At 61.1% G+C, this 13,889-nt stretch carries 11 protein-coding genes and 1 riboswitch; of the genes, 5 read left to right on the forward strand and 6 right to left on the reverse strand.

Annotated elements, in window-relative coordinates; translation table 11 throughout:
- Window positions 1–14: 14 nt before the first annotated feature.
- Together FHX08_RS06835 and FHX08_RS06840 are read left to right on the forward strand one after the other, a co-directional pair.
- The gene (locus FHX08_RS06835; protein WP_132651678.1) at window positions 15–1,694 is read left to right on the forward strand and encodes an NAD+ synthase; all 1,680 of its coding nucleotides are present in this window, start codon (window positions 15–17) and stop codon (window positions 1,692–1,694) included.
- Window positions 1,695–1,721: 27 nt separating this feature from the next.
- Window positions 1,722–2,555 carry a TolB family protein gene (locus tag FHX08_RS06840; RefSeq protein ID WP_132651677.1) on the forward strand — a complete coding sequence of 278 codons (834 nt, stop codon included), beginning with the start codon at window positions 1,722–1,724 and terminating at the stop codon, window positions 2,553–2,555.
- A gap of 45 nt (window positions 2,556–2,600) precedes the next feature.
- On the opposite strand, the gene FHX08_RS06845 is transcribed toward FHX08_RS06840, so the two are convergent.
- The 3 genes from FHX08_RS06845 to FHX08_RS06855 form a co-directional block, all read right to left on the reverse strand.
- On the reverse strand, window positions 2,601–3,122 hold the full coding sequence (locus tag FHX08_RS06845; RefSeq protein WP_184327051.1) for a hypothetical protein: 522 nt from the start codon (window positions 3,120–3,122) through the stop codon (window positions 2,601–2,603).
- Window positions 3,123–3,240: 118 nt separating this feature from the next.
- The gene (locus tag FHX08_RS06850) at window positions 3,241–4,308 is read right to left on the reverse strand and encodes a 3-deoxy-7-phosphoheptulonate synthase (protein ID WP_184327052.1); all 1,068 of its coding nucleotides are present in this window, start codon (window positions 4,306–4,308) and stop codon (window positions 3,241–3,243) included.
- Window positions 4,309–4,548: 240 nt separating this feature from the next.
- Window positions 4,549–5,976 (reverse strand): MFS transporter, encoded by a 1,428-nt coding sequence (locus FHX08_RS06855; RefSeq protein ID WP_132652003.1) that lies wholly within the window; start codon window positions 5,974–5,976, stop codon window positions 4,549–4,551.
- Window positions 5,977–6,131: 155 nt separating this feature from the next.
- A riboswitch (cobalamin riboswitch) is annotated at window positions 6,132–6,323 on the forward strand.
- 41 nt (window positions 6,324–6,364) lie between these two features.
- Between FHX08_RS06855 and bluB the strand changes: the two genes are divergently transcribed.
- Window positions 6,365–7,066, forward strand: a complete 702-nt coding sequence (gene bluB / locus FHX08_RS06860; RefSeq protein ID WP_132651675.1) for a 5,6-dimethylbenzimidazole synthase — start codon at window positions 6,365–6,367, stop codon at window positions 7,064–7,066.
- A 17-nt stretch (window positions 7,067–7,083) separates the two neighbouring features.
- Here bluB and FHX08_RS06865 read toward each other — a convergent pair whose 3' ends face one another.
- Window positions 7,084–8,628, reverse strand: a complete 1,545-nt coding sequence (locus FHX08_RS06865; protein WP_132651674.1) for an MFS transporter — start codon at window positions 8,626–8,628, stop codon at window positions 7,084–7,086.
- Between the two features lie 125 nt (window positions 8,629–8,753).
- On the opposite strand from FHX08_RS06865, the gene FHX08_RS06870 reads away from it, so the two are divergent.
- Window positions 8,754–9,620 (forward strand): LysR substrate-binding domain-containing protein, encoded by an 867-nt coding sequence (locus tag FHX08_RS06870; RefSeq protein ID WP_132651673.1) that lies wholly within the window; start codon window positions 8,754–8,756, stop codon window positions 9,618–9,620.
- A 23-nt stretch (window positions 9,621–9,643) separates the two neighbouring features.
- Here the strand turns inward: FHX08_RS06870 and FHX08_RS06875 are convergent, their stop codons facing one another.
- On the reverse strand, window positions 9,644–10,726 hold the full coding sequence (locus FHX08_RS06875) for a DUF2865 domain-containing protein (RefSeq protein ID WP_132651672.1): 1,083 nt from the start codon (window positions 10,724–10,726) through the stop codon (window positions 9,644–9,646).
- A 199-nt stretch (window positions 10,727–10,925) separates the two neighbouring features.
- Between FHX08_RS06875 and FHX08_RS06880 the strand changes: the two genes are divergently transcribed.
- Window positions 10,926–11,459: a ribonuclease H gene (locus tag FHX08_RS06880; RefSeq protein WP_184327053.1), complete on the forward strand. Its 534-nt coding sequence runs from the start codon at window positions 10,926–10,928 to the stop codon at window positions 11,457–11,459.
- A gap of 30 nt (window positions 11,460–11,489) precedes the next feature.
- Here FHX08_RS06880 and FHX08_RS06885 read toward each other — a convergent pair whose 3' ends face one another.
- Window positions 11,490–13,814: an NADP-dependent malic enzyme gene (locus FHX08_RS06885; protein WP_132651670.1), complete on the reverse strand. Its 2,325-nt coding sequence runs from the start codon at window positions 13,812–13,814 to the stop codon at window positions 11,490–11,492.
- Window positions 13,815–13,889: the final 75 nt, after the last annotated feature.

Below are 13,889 nucleotides of genomic sequence, written 5' to 3' on the forward strand. Positions count from 1 at the left end.
ATTAAATGAATGACATGACACAAGAAAACGCTCTCTCCCATACGTTCAACATCGCCATCGCCCAGCTGAACCCGACCGTTGGCGATGTCGCCGGAAATCTTGCTAAAGTGCGCGAGGCGCGTGCCGATGCCGCGCGGCAGGGCGCGCATCTTTTAATGATGACCGAGCTTTTCATCTCCGGTTACCCACCGGAAGATCTGGTTCTAAAGCCGGCCTTCATCCGCGCCTGCTGGAAGGCGGTAGAAAGCCTCGCTGCCGATACTGCAGATGGCGGGCCGGGCATCGTCATCGGCTTCCCGCGCCAGGACGAGACGGGCCGCTATAATTCCATCGCCGTACTCGACGGCGGCAAGGTGATCGCGGTCCGTGACAAGATCGACCTGCCGAACTACGGTGAGTTCGATGAGAAGCGCGTCTTCGACCAGGGCGCCATGCCGGGACCTGTCAATTTCCGCGGCGTACGCATCGGCATTCCGATCTGCGAAGATATCTGGGGCGACCTCGGCGTCTGCGAGACGCTCGCCGAAAGCGGGGCGGAAATCCTGCTCGTTCCGAATGGCTCGCCCTATTATCGCGGTAAGGTCGATATCCGCCATCAGGTGGTGCTGAAGCAGGTGATCGAAACCGGCCTTCCGATGATCTATGCCGCCCAGCTCGGAGGCCAGGACGAACTCGTCTTCGACGGCGCAAGCTTTGCCTTCAACGCCGACAAGTCGCTCGCCTTCCAGCTCAGCCAGTTCGAAACGGCGCTTGCGGTCACCACCTGGAAGCGCACCGACAATGGCTGGCATTGCTCGGAAGGGCCCATGGCACGCATTCCGGAAAGCGAAGAGGCCGATTACCGCGCCTGCCTGCTCGGCTTCCGCGACTATGTGAACAAGAACGGCTTCAAGAATGTCGTGCTCGGCCTTTCGGGCGGTATCGATTCGGCAATCTGTGCAGCGATTGCCGTCGACGCGCTCGGCGAAGAGCGGGTGCGCACGGTCATGCTGCCGTACCACTATACATCAGAGGATTCGCTGAAAGATGCGGCCGATTGTGCCAAGGCACTCGGCTGCCGCTACGATATCGTGCCGATCGAAGGACCGGTGACGGGCTTTTCCTCGGCATTGTCGAACCTCTTCGAGGGTACCAACAGCGGCATTACCGAAGAAAACCTGCAGAGCCGTGCGCGCGGCACGATCCTGATGGCAATCTCCAACAAGTTCGGCTCGATGGTGGTGACAACAGGCAACAAGTCGGAAATGTCGGTCGGTTACGCCACGCTTTACGGCGACATGAATGGCGGCTTCAACCCGATCAAGGACCTCTACAAGATGCAGGTCTATGCGCTCGCCCGCTGGCGCAACGAGAATGTGCCGCCGGATGCGCTCGGTCCTTCCGGCGTGGTCATCCCTCAGAACATCATCGACAAGGCGCCGTCGGCAGAGCTTCGCCCCGACCAGAAAGACCAGGATTCGCTGCCGCCCTATCCGATTCTGGACGACATTCTCGAATGCCTGGTGGAGCGGGAAATGGCAGTCGAAGAAATCGTGGCGCGCGGCCATGATGTCGAGACGGTGCACCGCATCGAGCATCTGCTCTATCTCGCCGAATACAAGCGCCGCCAGTCGGCGCCGGGCGTGAAGATCACCAAGAAGAATTTCGGCCGCGACCGGCGCTATCCCATCACTAATCGGTTCCGGGATCGCTGACAGGTTCAAAGTCCGGGAGGGGAGGAGATGCGCAGCTCTGTTGAAATCTACAATGTCAGGCGAGGCGAAAGCCGCGTCGTCTGGCAGACGGAGGCGCTGGTGGAGGCGCCGAACTTTTCCCGCGACGGCGCCTATCTGCTCATCAATGGCGACGGGCTGCTCTATCGCCTGCGTCTCGACGGCAGCGACTTGGTGGAGCGGGTCGATACCGGTTTCGCGGTCAACTGCAATAATGATCATGGCATTTCGCCCGATGGCGAGGAGATCGTCATTTCCGACAAGACCGAGTTCGGCAAGTCGGCGATCTACATCCTGCCGATCGAGGGCGGCAAGCCGCGGCTGATCACGAAGAACCTGCCATCCTATTGGCACGGCTGGTCGCCCGACGGGCGCGAGCTTGCCTATTGCGGCATCCGCAACGATGTCTTCGATATCTACACGATCTCGGTCGATGGCGGCGAGGAGAAGCGGCTGACGCATGGCGAGGGCCGCAATGACGGGCCGGACTGGTCGGCGGACGGGCAGTGGATCTATTTCAACTCCAGCCGCACCGGGCTGATGCAGATCTGGCGCATTCATCCCGACGGCACGGGTCTTGAGCAGGTGACATCGGACAATTACGGCAACTGGTTCGCCCATCCGTCGCCCAACAACGACAAGGTGCTGATCCTCTCCTACGACCCAGACGTTTTCGATCATCCTCGCGATCTCAATGTGCGTCTCAGGATGATGGATATGGATGGCGGCAACCTGACGGAATTGTTCGAGCTCTTCGGCGGGCAGGGCACGATCAACGTGCCGAACTGGTCGCCCGAAGGCGATGAATTCGCTTATGTGCGGTATTTCCCGGTGACAGCTTGAGAAGGCGCACCGCAATTTGATGAGCGGGCGGTGTGAGCTCACTGATTAGTGGGATCCGTTTTCCGCCGGGCACGGTGTTTCAGAAGCGCGGTTCACAGTAATTCTTGAGTGCCCTCCGACACTTTGCAGCTGCACGGATACAGACTCGCCTCGGGAAGGGGCGAATTTTGAATCGATACTCGACACTGTGGTCTGTCCGAGGGGAAACGCCACGACGGTCGTCTCAGGTCGACCATACCTTGATGTGAATGAATAGAAGACGGTCGAGGCGAACTCATCAACGCCTCCATCTCGAGTTTTCGCCACGCTGGCGATCTTGTTGTTGTTATCGCAAACGAAAAGACTGACCTCCGCGCCATCAACATACCATTGACCGGGAAGATCAGGTGAAAGCACTCTCACCTTCCAACCCCGCTCGCTTGAGATGCGACGGGCCTCATCTAGTGAGCTACCGAGTTTAAAAACACTTGGGCTATCAGCTGTGTCAGCGTTGGCAAGCTCGGCATTGAATTCCAAAGCTGATGCTATACAGCAGGCAAAAAGCAAACGAGCACGGGCGGCAATCAAGTTTCTTGTCCTTAAAATATTCAGTCGTAAGGTGTTACGATTGCATCGATGCCGCCGGCTCCACAAGCCATTTTGTGAATAGGCGGCGGGCTTTGCCCGCCGCGACTGATGCAGCGACTCAGGCAGCAACAGCAGCCTTGCGGCGGTCGCGGACGGCCTTTGCCAAATCCTCGAGCACATCGACAGACATGTCCCAACCGATGCAGCCATCGGTGATCGACTGGCCGTAGACCAGCGGCTTGCCGGGAACGAGATCCTGGCGGCCGGCGACGAGGTTGCTCTCGATCATCATGCCCTTGATATGGTCGTTGCCGGCGACGATCTGGCCGGCGACGTCGTGGACGACCTTCGGCTGGTTCATCGGGTCCTTGCCGCTATTGGCGTGGCTGGCGTCGATCAGCATGCGCGGGTTGATACCGAGCTTGATGGCCTCAGCGATGACGGCCTGGACGTCGGCTGCCTCGTAGTTCGGGCGCTTGCCGCCGCGCACGATGATGTGGCAGTCCTCGTTGCCGCGGGTGGAGGCAATCGCTGCCTGTCCGTCCTTGGTGACGGCCGGGAAATGGTGCGGCTGGGAAGCGGCGATGATCGCGTCGAGCGCGACACGCGCACCACCATCCGTGCCGTTCTTGAAGCCGATCGGGCAGGAGAGACCCGAGGCGAGCTGGCGGTGGATCTGGCTTTCGGTCGTGCGTGCGCCGATGGCGCCGTAGCTGACGAGATCGGCGATGTATTGAGGCGTGATTGTGTCGAGGAATTCACAGCCGGCCGGCAGGCCCATGGCGTTGATGTCGAGCAGCAGCCGGCGAGCGATACGCAGACCTTCCTCGATGCGGTAGCTGCCGTCGAGATGCGGGTCGTTCACCAGACCCTTCCAGCCGACGGTGGTGCGGGGCTTCTCGAAATAGACGCGCATGACGATTTCGAGATCGCCTGACAGGCGTCGTCGCTGCTCCATAAGGCGGGATGCGTATTCGCGGGCGGCTGCCGGATCGTGGATCGAGCAGGGGCCGATGATGACGAGCTGGCGGTCGTCCTTGCCCGTCAGGATATTGTGGATCGTATCGCGCGTGCTGGTCACCGTCTCGGTGACGGCGGCGTCACGCGGGATTTCCGAGATGATGTCGGCAGGCTTGGTCAGCGGGGTGATCTCGACGATGCGCAGATCATCAATAGTATCAGTCACGGTATGCTCTCCTGTTTGGTCATACCGTGCGGAACAAAAAAGCCGCCAGGTAGACTAGCGGCTGTTCGGGTTGTCGTCGCGTTAGTTTCGGTTACGCACAGACCCGCATCCGCTGGGAGCAGCGGTACGAATAAAATCGCGATGCGTAAACGGACGAAATCGACATGCGGCCTATGTAGCCATGCCGATGCAGATTGTCACGCGGAATCTGTGAGGAAAAATGACAGGTCCGTGAAGTTTTCAGCGGCTTTCCGCCAATGCCTCTTCTTGTGCCTCTTCCCGAACCTCTTCCGGCTCCGCATGCCTATGTTTGCGACGCCGCGTCGTCAGCTCCTCGCCGGCATTGGCGGGCAGGCGCAGGAAGGTGATGCAGGCAAGCGCGGAGATCGCCGCCACGATGAAGAAGGCGGTGTGGAAATCTGAAACCAAGAGCTTGCCGCCGTGGAAGCTCGAGGAGATTTCCAGGATCGTGCCGGCGACTGCAACGCCCATGGCCATGGAGATGCGCTGCGCTACCGCATTGATGGCGGTTGCCTGGCTGCTGTCGGCATCATCCACATCGCCGAAGGCCATGGCGTTGACGCCTGAGAAGGCCATGGAGCGCAAGAGACCGCCGACGAGGAGACAGCCCATGATGACGGGGAGCGGCGTTTCGGCGGTGAAAAAGCCGTTCACGCCAAGGAAGATTGCGGCCAGGAAGGTCGTTAGCGCGATGACGTTGCGGAAGCCAAAGGCGTTGTAGGTGCGCATGGCTGCGAATTTCGAGCCCATCGAGCCGAGCGCGCTGATGAAGGTGATCGAGCCCGATTGCAGCGGCGTCAGGCCGAAGCCGAGCTGCAGCATCAACGGCATGAGGAAGGGCAACGCACCGAGGCCCATGCGGAAATTCGAGGCACCGAGGATCGAGGCCCTGAACATCGGATAACGGAACATCTTGGGGTCGAGCAGCGGATGCCGCGTGCGCCTGGCATGGATGAAATAGAGGATACCGGAGACGATGCCGACGGCGACGGTAATATAGCCGTAGACCACGGGAACGGCCGGCAGGCTGATGACCGAGACGCCAAAGACGAAGCCGGCAAAACCTATCCCTGAGAGGAAGAAACCTCGAAAATCCATCGGCTTCGGGCTGCGCGGCTCGATCGCCGGGAGGAAGCGGGTGACAAGGATGATGCCGATAATGCCGATCGGCACATTGATCCAGAAGATCCAGTGCCAGCTCAAATAGGTCGTCAGGAAGCCGCCGATCGGCGGGCCCATGATCGGGCCGATCAGCGCCGGAATCGTCAGCCATGCCATGGCATTCACCAGCTGGTGACGTGGCGTGCCGCGCACCAGCAGCAGGCGCCCGACCGGCGTCATCATCGAGCCACCGGCACCCTGTATGAGGCGGGAAACGACGAAGGCGGCGATCGAATTGGAAAAGGCGCAGGCGACGGAGCCGACCATGAAAACGAAGATGGCCAGGCGGAAGATGTTGCGCGCGCCGAAGCGATCCGACATCCAGCCGCTGACCGGAATGAAGATGGCAAGCGCCACGAGGTAGCTCGTTACCGCAAGCTTCAGCGCGATCGGCGAGGTGCCGATATCGGCAGCAATCGCCGGCAGGCTGGTGGCAATCACGGTCGAATCCATCTGTTCCATGAACAGGGCGACCGCAAGGATCATCGGCGTTAGACGGGACAAAGGCCAACCGGGATGCAAGGAGACAGGATTCGGCGCGCCAGCGGCGTCGATTGGATTTGATTTTCGTTCTAGGCCAGCATTTTCAACCTGTCCACGAAATGAATGTCGCATGCCGCTTGCTGCCGTGGCGTTTCCGCGCCATAGATCGCCCGTCAGGTGCCCGCTTTCACAAGCGGGAGAATCGGGAATCCGGTGCGAGACCGGAACGTGCCCAACGCTGTAAGGCCGACGCCCGCCGCCCAACGACGCCACTGGCCGCAAGGCCGGGAAGGCTGCGGCGAAGCGAATGACGCCAAGTCAGAAGACCGGCCTGACAAGATAGACCCAACCCGCGCGGACGGCGGGCGGTTGCGTTGTTGGGGATTTGACGATGCGACCCATTGATGATGCCGTTTGTCCGGCATCCAGTTTTTCTGCGGCCGAACGCGAGGCTGTCTATCACGCTATCATGACGCGGCGCGATGTGCGCAGCCAGTTCCTGCCCGATCCCTTGCCGGATGATCTCGTCACGCGATTGCTGACGGCAGCCCACCACGCGCCCTCGGTCGGCTTCATGCAGCCGTGGAATTTCATCCTGGTGAAAAACGCCGAGGTCCGGGCGCGGGTGCGCGATGCCTTCGCGAAGGCCAATGAGGAGGCGGCCTTGATGTTTACCGGCAAGCGACAGCAGGCATATCGCTCGTTGAAGCTCGAAGGCATCGTCGAGGCACCGCTCGGCATCTGCGTCACCTGCGATCCCACGCGCGGCGGCAGCGTGGTGCTAGGGCGCACGCATAATCCGCGGATGGACAGCTATTCCACCGTCTGCGCTATCCAGAACCTGTGGCTTGCGGCCCGTGCCGAAGGCGTCGGCATCGGCTGGGTCAGCATATTCAGGGAGGGCGATCTGAAGGCGATCCTCGGCATTCCCGATCATATCGAAGTCGTGGCTTGGCTCTGCGCCGGCTTCGTCGACCGGCTCTATGACCAGCCGGAACTGGCGGTCAAAGGCTGGCGGCAGCGGGTGGCGCTGGAAGAGCTGGTTTATCACGACGGCTGGGGGCAGGTGCAAAGCGAGGCCGCGCCGGTTTGAGCCGGCGCGGGTATGTGTCATTCGGCGGGCTGGGTACTGCAATCCCTGGCGCAGGCGGGTGCCTTCCGATGGCCAAAAGTAAGGAAACTCACAACAGCGAGAAGCCAGACGCCGATCGCTCCATAGAGCATGACGCCGCCAAAGCCCGCGACCAGCGCATCATGGACCGTCTCGGCCGGAATATCGGGCAGGGCGGCGATGTTGCCGGCGGATATCCGTTCGGCAAGCAGGCGCAGCTCGCCGGCACCCATCGAGTTTGGCAAGGCATTCTTCAGATTGGAGAGCACGCCGCTGTAGAGGATGAAGCCCATGACGGCGATGTTGATGGCGAGCGAGATCATCCGGGCGCTCATGTCGATGCCGGAGGCCATGCCTGCGCGGTCGCTGGAAACCGCACCGGTCGTCGTGTTGGTGACCGGAGTGTTGGTGAAGCCAAGCCCGATGCCGGCAAAGAGAGCACCGGGCAGCATCGTCAGCCAGCTTGGCGCGGCGGCAGCACTGCCTGACTTCATCAGCAGGAAGCCGAGCCCGATAGTAAAGAGGCCGCCAGGAATGATGATGCCAGGTCGGTAGCGCAGCATCAGCCGTTCGGCCAGCGGCGGCACGACCAGCGTCGGCAGCGTATAGGCCAACAATGCGATGCCGGCGGCCATACTGCCGTAACCGAGGCCGGCTTCATACCAGATCGGCAGGTAGATCATGAAGGGCCAGAAGCTGATGTTCATGGCAGCCGACCCGATGATCGCGCCCGAGAAGGCGCGGATGCGGAAGACCGAGGCATCGAACATCGGCCGCGGGTTCAGCCGCTCGGCAATGATGAAGGCAATGAGACTTGCTGCGGAGAGGGCGATGATGCCGAGTGCGGCGGGACTGGCGAAGCCCAGAGCCGGTCCTTGGGTGATGAAGAAGGCAAGACAGAAGACAGACAGCGAAAGGGTGGCAATGCCGACAATATCGAGCCGGCCTGCGCCGGGATCGCGCGATTCCTCAATGCCTGGCAGAGCGAGCGCTATGGTTACGGCAGCCAGCACCGCATGGATGAGGAACACCCATTGCCACCCAGCGGCCGCCACAATGGCAACACCGATGATCGGACCGAAGCCGAGGCCGAGGCCGAAGATGATGCCCCACCAGCCGAAGGCTATGCTGCGAGCGCGGCCCTCCTGGAATTGATGGGACAGGACGGCTACCTGGCAGATCAGCATCACGCCACCGCTCATGCCTTGCAGAAAGCGGGCGGCAATCAGCAGAGAGGCATTCTGTGCGAGACCGGCAACGAGCGAGGTGAGGCCGAAGGCGGCAATACCGATCAGGAAGACGCGCTTGCGGCCGTAACGATCGGCGATGGTGCCCGCCGCCATCAGCACCGTGGTGACGGCGATTGTGTAGGCATTCATGATCCATTGTAGGCTGCTGAAATCGGCATGCAGCACCTTTTCCAGTGTCGGCAGGATCGCCGGTACGCTCGATATTTCGAGACCGAACATGAGGGAGGACAGACAGGCGGCTATCAGGGCAACGATGCCACGTGTGCGAGAGGATAGAAGAGAAACAGGACGCATGCTTTGGCCTTTCGACGTTGAGGCGGAAAAGGGTGACATGCCCTTCCGCCCGTTTGCGTCAGCATAGGCGGGACTTGATCATTACAGAATTGGATGATTAAGTATTTCAGTCATAACAAATCTGGATGACTGGCTTCACCATGCTCGATGTCGATTCCGTTCAGGCCTTTGTGGCCATTGCCGATAACAGGAGCTTCACCCGAGCCGCCACCGCGCTCGACAGCACGCAAGGCGCAATCAGCGTCAAGCTGAAGCGGCTCGAGGAGCGGCTTGGCCACCGCCTGATCGAGCGCACGCCGCGGCTGGTGCGGCTCTCGGCGCAGGGCGCAGTGTTTCTCGACGCTGCAAGGGAATTCCTCGCTGCCCATGACCGGGCCGTCGCAGCCCTTTCCTCGTCGCGCCGTCGTTTCAGGCTGGGCATAGCGGCCCACGTCGCCGGCCCGGAAGTGCCGACGCTGCTTGCACGCCTCAATGCGCATGATCCGGGGCTGACGATCGAGGTGCGGCTCGACAATTCATGCGCGCTGCTCGACGCTTTCGATCGCGGAGATCTGGATGCGGCGATCATTCGCCGGGAAGAGGATCGGCGCGACGGCGAGGTTCTGGCGCCGGAGCATTTCAGCTGGTTTGCCACGCCGCAATTCGAATACCGCCGAGGCGAACCGCTGCGGCTTGCGGCGCTTTCGCCCGATTGCAAGGTGCGGGATATCTGCACCCGCGCGCTCGATGCCGCCGGCATCCCCTGGATCGAGGTCTTCCTTGGCGGCGGCTCTTCGGCTGTGACCGCCGCCGTGTCTGCAGGGCTTGCCGTCTCGACCTTCTCCCATCGCCTGGCGCCTGTCGGCACGGTGGATGTCGGCGAGCGCTTCGGCCTCCCACCGCTGCCATCTTCGGAAGTCGTGCTGCATTCGACGCTGACGGATGCGAAATCGCGCGCGGCGCTGCGCACGCTGGCGGCAGCCTTCCGCGAACATCATCGCTCGTCGACCTGAAGAAAAGCGCGTTTTGGTGTCGACTATGGCTGCTGTTGGGGCTGCGGACCGGATACCGCTGGATTGGCGAGGTCGATCTTACCCTGATCGCCAGCAAGGAATTGCGGGCCGACTTGCCGGACCCTGGTTGCAGGATCGTAGGGGCGGTCGGGCACCTGTGCCTGTGGAGCGGGCGGGGCGCCTGCGCTCTTCGGCGCTTGCGTCTGGATCGTGGTGATCGAGCCCTTCGGCTCGGTCACCGGTGCAGAAACTGACTGGCTCTTGCGAATCTCGTCGTAATAGGCCGTCAGATTGCAGGAGCAGGCAGATTTTTCGCCGGGTGCGCGGGTCTTGTAGGCGAAGGCGTTTTTCATCGCGCTATAGGGTGCGCCGGTTGCCGCCGAGATCATGTTTGCGGCATCGCCGCTCGAAATGTCACGATAATAAAGCTCCGTCTCCACGCCGGGGCACATCTTTGAGCAGGTTGCGGCATCGCGGCCGAAATCGACCGAGGTCGCATTGTTGCTGATCGGGAAGAAGCCGCCGTCGCAGGTGCGCACGCAAATGGTGCTGACCGGAGAAAGCATTTCTGCGCGCGGCAAGCCGTACCGCTCGCCGCCGCCAAGCGGGATGAAGGTATCGCCGCGCATGGCCTGTTCCTCGATGGAGGGAGCAGGCGCATAGGCATCACCCTGTACGGGTTCGCTAAAGCTGTCGCTGTTGCAGCCATTATCCTCAAGGGCGGCCAAAAGGCCTTCGCGGGCCGGATCGGCACCGGAGTCGCGCAGCTCGTTGCGGCGGTCCTGCAGGTAGCGGATATTGTCCACCATCTTGGCTTCGGATTGTTCGAGCTCGCTGCAGAAGCCGGCATTCTCGCCACCGACCACAACCATGCTGCCGGAGGTGCAGCCATATCGGCGCAGGTCGCTGCGTACCTTGCGCAGTTCGAGATTCTGTTCGGCAAGCGCACCTGCATATTGGCGCATCTCAGCCCCATTACCATTGCCGATCGATTGCGGCAGGTCGGCAAGGCGCCCGCGCAGATCCTCGCAGATCGCATTGGTCTCAGCGGCTGCAGGAGCCGCGAATGCCAGAAAGAAGACGAGATACAGGTTTCGGCGCTTCACGACGTCGTTCCGGAATGAGAAAAGGCATCCATTGGCGAATTGCGGCTTCAGTTCGCCGAGCACTATCCTAGCGTATTTCCCTTAATAACCCCGGAGTCATTCCTATCGCATTTTCGCGATGTTATCCAGCAAGTCTGATGCTTCCACTTCCATCTCTTGCGCAGTTACGCGGGAGCTCCTTAATAGATAACCGCCTGACATGACAAGTTTTTCTGACAACATCCCACTTCCTGAAACGACATCGGAAATGCCGCAAACCCGGGACGGCCTTCACGTTTTCGTGGACGGTTGTTTCGAGCCGCGTTCCTGGCACGGTGGCTGGGCCTTCGTCGCGTATCGCGATGGCGTGGAAATCGCTTCGGGTTTCGGCGGCGCTGAGAATTCTGCCAATAACGCGATGGAACTAACCGCGGTGCTGAAGGCAGCAATCTGGATCAACTGCACGGCAGCGGGCGAGGCAGCAGTTATATGGTCCGATTCAGTCTACGCTGTCGAAGGCAGCAATCACTGGCGCCCGATCTGGAAGAACAATGGCTGGAAGAAGAGCAACCCTGGCGGCAATGCCAGAAACCGGGTGGTCGCCGATGCCGAACTCTGGCAAGCCGTCGATATCGAGCTATTACAAAATCCGCAGATCAGCATTGCCTGGTGCAAGGGCCATTCCGGCGTCGCCGGCAACGAACGCGCCGATGAACTGTCGGATCAGGGACGCCGATCGCTACGGCGTGCCTGATCCAATGGATGCGAACGCTCTGCAGGCGGCTTAGGCCGGCTGTGAAGCTTCTACGACAGCCAGAGCTGCCATATTGACCACACCGCGCGAGGTAACGGACGGCGCCAGAATATGTGCCGGCAGTGCCGCGCCGAGCAAGATCGGGCCAACATGCAGCCCATCTGTCATCGACTTCACCACGCCGAGCGTAATATTGGCGGCATCGAGGTTCGGGAAGACCAGCAGGTTGGCTTCACCATCCAGCGTGGTGTGCGGCATGACGCGGCGGCGCAGATCCTCGGAGATCGCGCTCTCGCCGTGCATTTCGCCATCGACTTCGAGATCAGGCGCCGTCTCGCGCACCAACTGCAGCGCATGGCGCATCTTTGTGGCGCTTTCGGATTCGCGTGAGCCGAAATTCGAATGCGAGACGAGGGCCGCACGCGGGGTGATGCCGAAGCGCTTGATTTCCTCCGCTGCCAGAACTGTCGCCTCGGCGATCTCTTCCGCCGTCGGGTTGAAAGTCACGTAGGTATCGGTGAAGAAGGTGGCACCGCGCTGCGAGATCATCAGGCTGAGTGCTGAGAAATCACGTACATTGGGACGCTTGCCGATGATCTGGCGTACATCGCGGAGATGCTTTTCATAGCGCCCTTCGAGGCCGCATATCAATGCGTCAGCTTCGCCACGCTTCAGCGCCAAGGCCCCGATGACCGTCGTATTGGTGCGCACGATGGTGCGGGCGGCTTCCGGGATGACGCCGCGGCGGCCGACCAGCGAAAAATAAAGATCGACATATTCGCGGAAGCGCGGATCGTCCTCGGGATTGATGACATCGAAATCCGAAAGCGGGCGGATGCGCAAGCCGTAGCGCTTCAGGCGGGTCTCGATGACCTGCGGACGGCCGATGATGATCGGCTCGGCAATGCCTTCCTCGAGCAGCACCTGGGCGGCGCGCAGCACACGCTCGTCTTCACCTTCGGAGAAGATCACGCGTTTACGCTCGGCCACCTTGGCCGCCGTGAAGATTGGCTTCATCACGAAGCCGGAGCGGAAAACGAAGCGATTCAGCTGGTCGAGATAAGCGTCGAAATCGGCAATCGGGCGACGCGCCACGCCACTTTCGGCCGCAGCCCTGGCGACGGCAGGTGCGATGCGCAGGATCAGGCGCGGATCGAAGGGCGAGGGGATGAGATAATCGGGACCAAAAACCGGTGTCTCGCCGGAATAGGCGCGGGCGGCAACGTCGGACGGCTCCTCGCGGGCGAGCGCTGCGATGGCGCGCACAGCCGCCATCTTCATTTCCTCGTTGATCGTCTCGGCACCACAGTCCAGCGCGCCCCTGAAAATATAGGGGAAGCAGAGGACGTTGTTGACCTGGTTCGGAAAATCGGAACGGCCGGTGCAGATCATCGCATCCGGGCGCGCGGCGCGGGCGAGATCCGGCATAATTTCGGGCGTCGGGTTGGCGAGCGCCATGATGAGCGGCTTTTCAGCCATCTGCGCCAGGAGTTCCGGCTTCAAGACGCCAGCGGCGGAAAGGCCGAGGAAAACATCGGCTCCGCCGATATTTTCGGCGAGCGTGCGCGTGACGCTCTTCTGGGCGTAAATGGCCTTCCATTCGTCCATCAGTTCGACGCGGCCTTCATAGACGAGGCCCTCGAGATCGTGAACCCAGATGTTTTCGCGCTTGGCGCCGAGCGTCACCAGAAGGTTGAGGCAGGCGAGCGCCGCAGCGCCGGCGCCCGAGGCGACGATCTTGACCTCGTCGATCTTCTTGCCGGCCAGTTCGAGACCGTTGAGGATTGCAGCAGCGACGATGATGGCGGTGCCATGCTGGTCGTCATGGAAGACCGGGATCTTCATCTTCTCGCGCAGCTGCTTCTCGATGCGGAAGCATTCCGGCGCCTTGATGTCTTCGAGATTGATGCCGCCGAAGGTCGGCTCCAACGAAGCGACGGTGGCGACCATCTGGTCGACGTCGGTGGCATCCACTTCGATGTCGAAGACGTCGATATTGGCGAATTTCTTAAAGAGAACAGCCTTGCCTTCCATGACGGGTTTGGAGGCAAGCGGGCCGATATTGCCGAGACCGAGCACGGCCGTGCCGTTGGAGATCACGGCGACGAGGTTGGCGCGAGATGTATAATCGGCCGCAGTTTCAGGATTGTCGCGGATGGCGAGGCAGGGGGCGGCGACGCCGGGGGAATAGGCAAGCGCCAGATCGCGCTGGTTGCCGAGCGGCTTGGTCGCCTGGATTTCCAGCTTGCCGGGGCGCGGATAGCGGTGGAAGAAAAGAGCCTGATCGTCGAGGCTTCCGCCGGCCAGATCCTTTTCCGTCTTGGCCTTTTCCTGGGATTTATCCTGGTGATCCATAGCCGCTTCCAATCGTCCTTCGAAGTCTTTTGAAGACTCCTCCATACATCAATCGACCGGCCTGGACAGTACGGA

Origin of the sequence: Rhizobium sp. BK529 (assembly GCF_014194105.1) — a bacterium.
GTDB lineage: Bacteria > Pseudomonadota > Alphaproteobacteria > Rhizobiales > Rhizobiaceae > Rhizobium.

What these genes read in the sequence shown, in the direction of transcription:
- FHX08_RS06835 (WP_132651678.1), top strand. Translation starts at nt 15, where the DNA reads ATGACACAAGAAAACGCTCTCTCCCATACGTTCAACATCGCCATCGCC.
- FHX08_RS06840 (WP_132651677.1), top strand. Translation starts at nt 1,722, where the DNA reads ATGCGCAGCTCTGTTGAAATCTACAATGTCAGGCGAGGCGAAAGCCGC.
- FHX08_RS06855 (WP_132652003.1), bottom strand. Translation starts at nt 5,976, where the DNA reads ATGATCCTTGCGGTCGCCCTGTTCATGGAACAGATGGATTCGACCGTG.
- bluB (WP_132651675.1), top strand. Translation starts at nt 6,365, where the DNA reads ATGCGACCCATTGATGATGCCGTTTGTCCGGCATCCAGTTTTTCTGCG.
- FHX08_RS06865 (WP_132651674.1), bottom strand. Translation starts at nt 8,628, where the DNA reads ATGCGTCCTGTTTCTCTTCTATCCTCTCGCACACGTGGCATCGTTGCC.
- FHX08_RS06870 (WP_132651673.1), top strand. Translation starts at nt 8,754, where the DNA reads ATGACTGGCTTCACCATGCTCGATGTCGATTCCGTTCAGGCCTTTGTG.
- FHX08_RS06880 (WP_184327053.1), top strand. Translation starts at nt 10,926, where the DNA reads ATGACAAGTTTTTCTGACAACATCCCACTTCCTGAAACGACATCGGAA.
- FHX08_RS06885 (WP_132651670.1), bottom strand. Translation starts at nt 13,814, where the DNA reads ATGGATCACCAGGATAAATCCCAGGAAAAGGCCAAGACGGAAAAGGAT.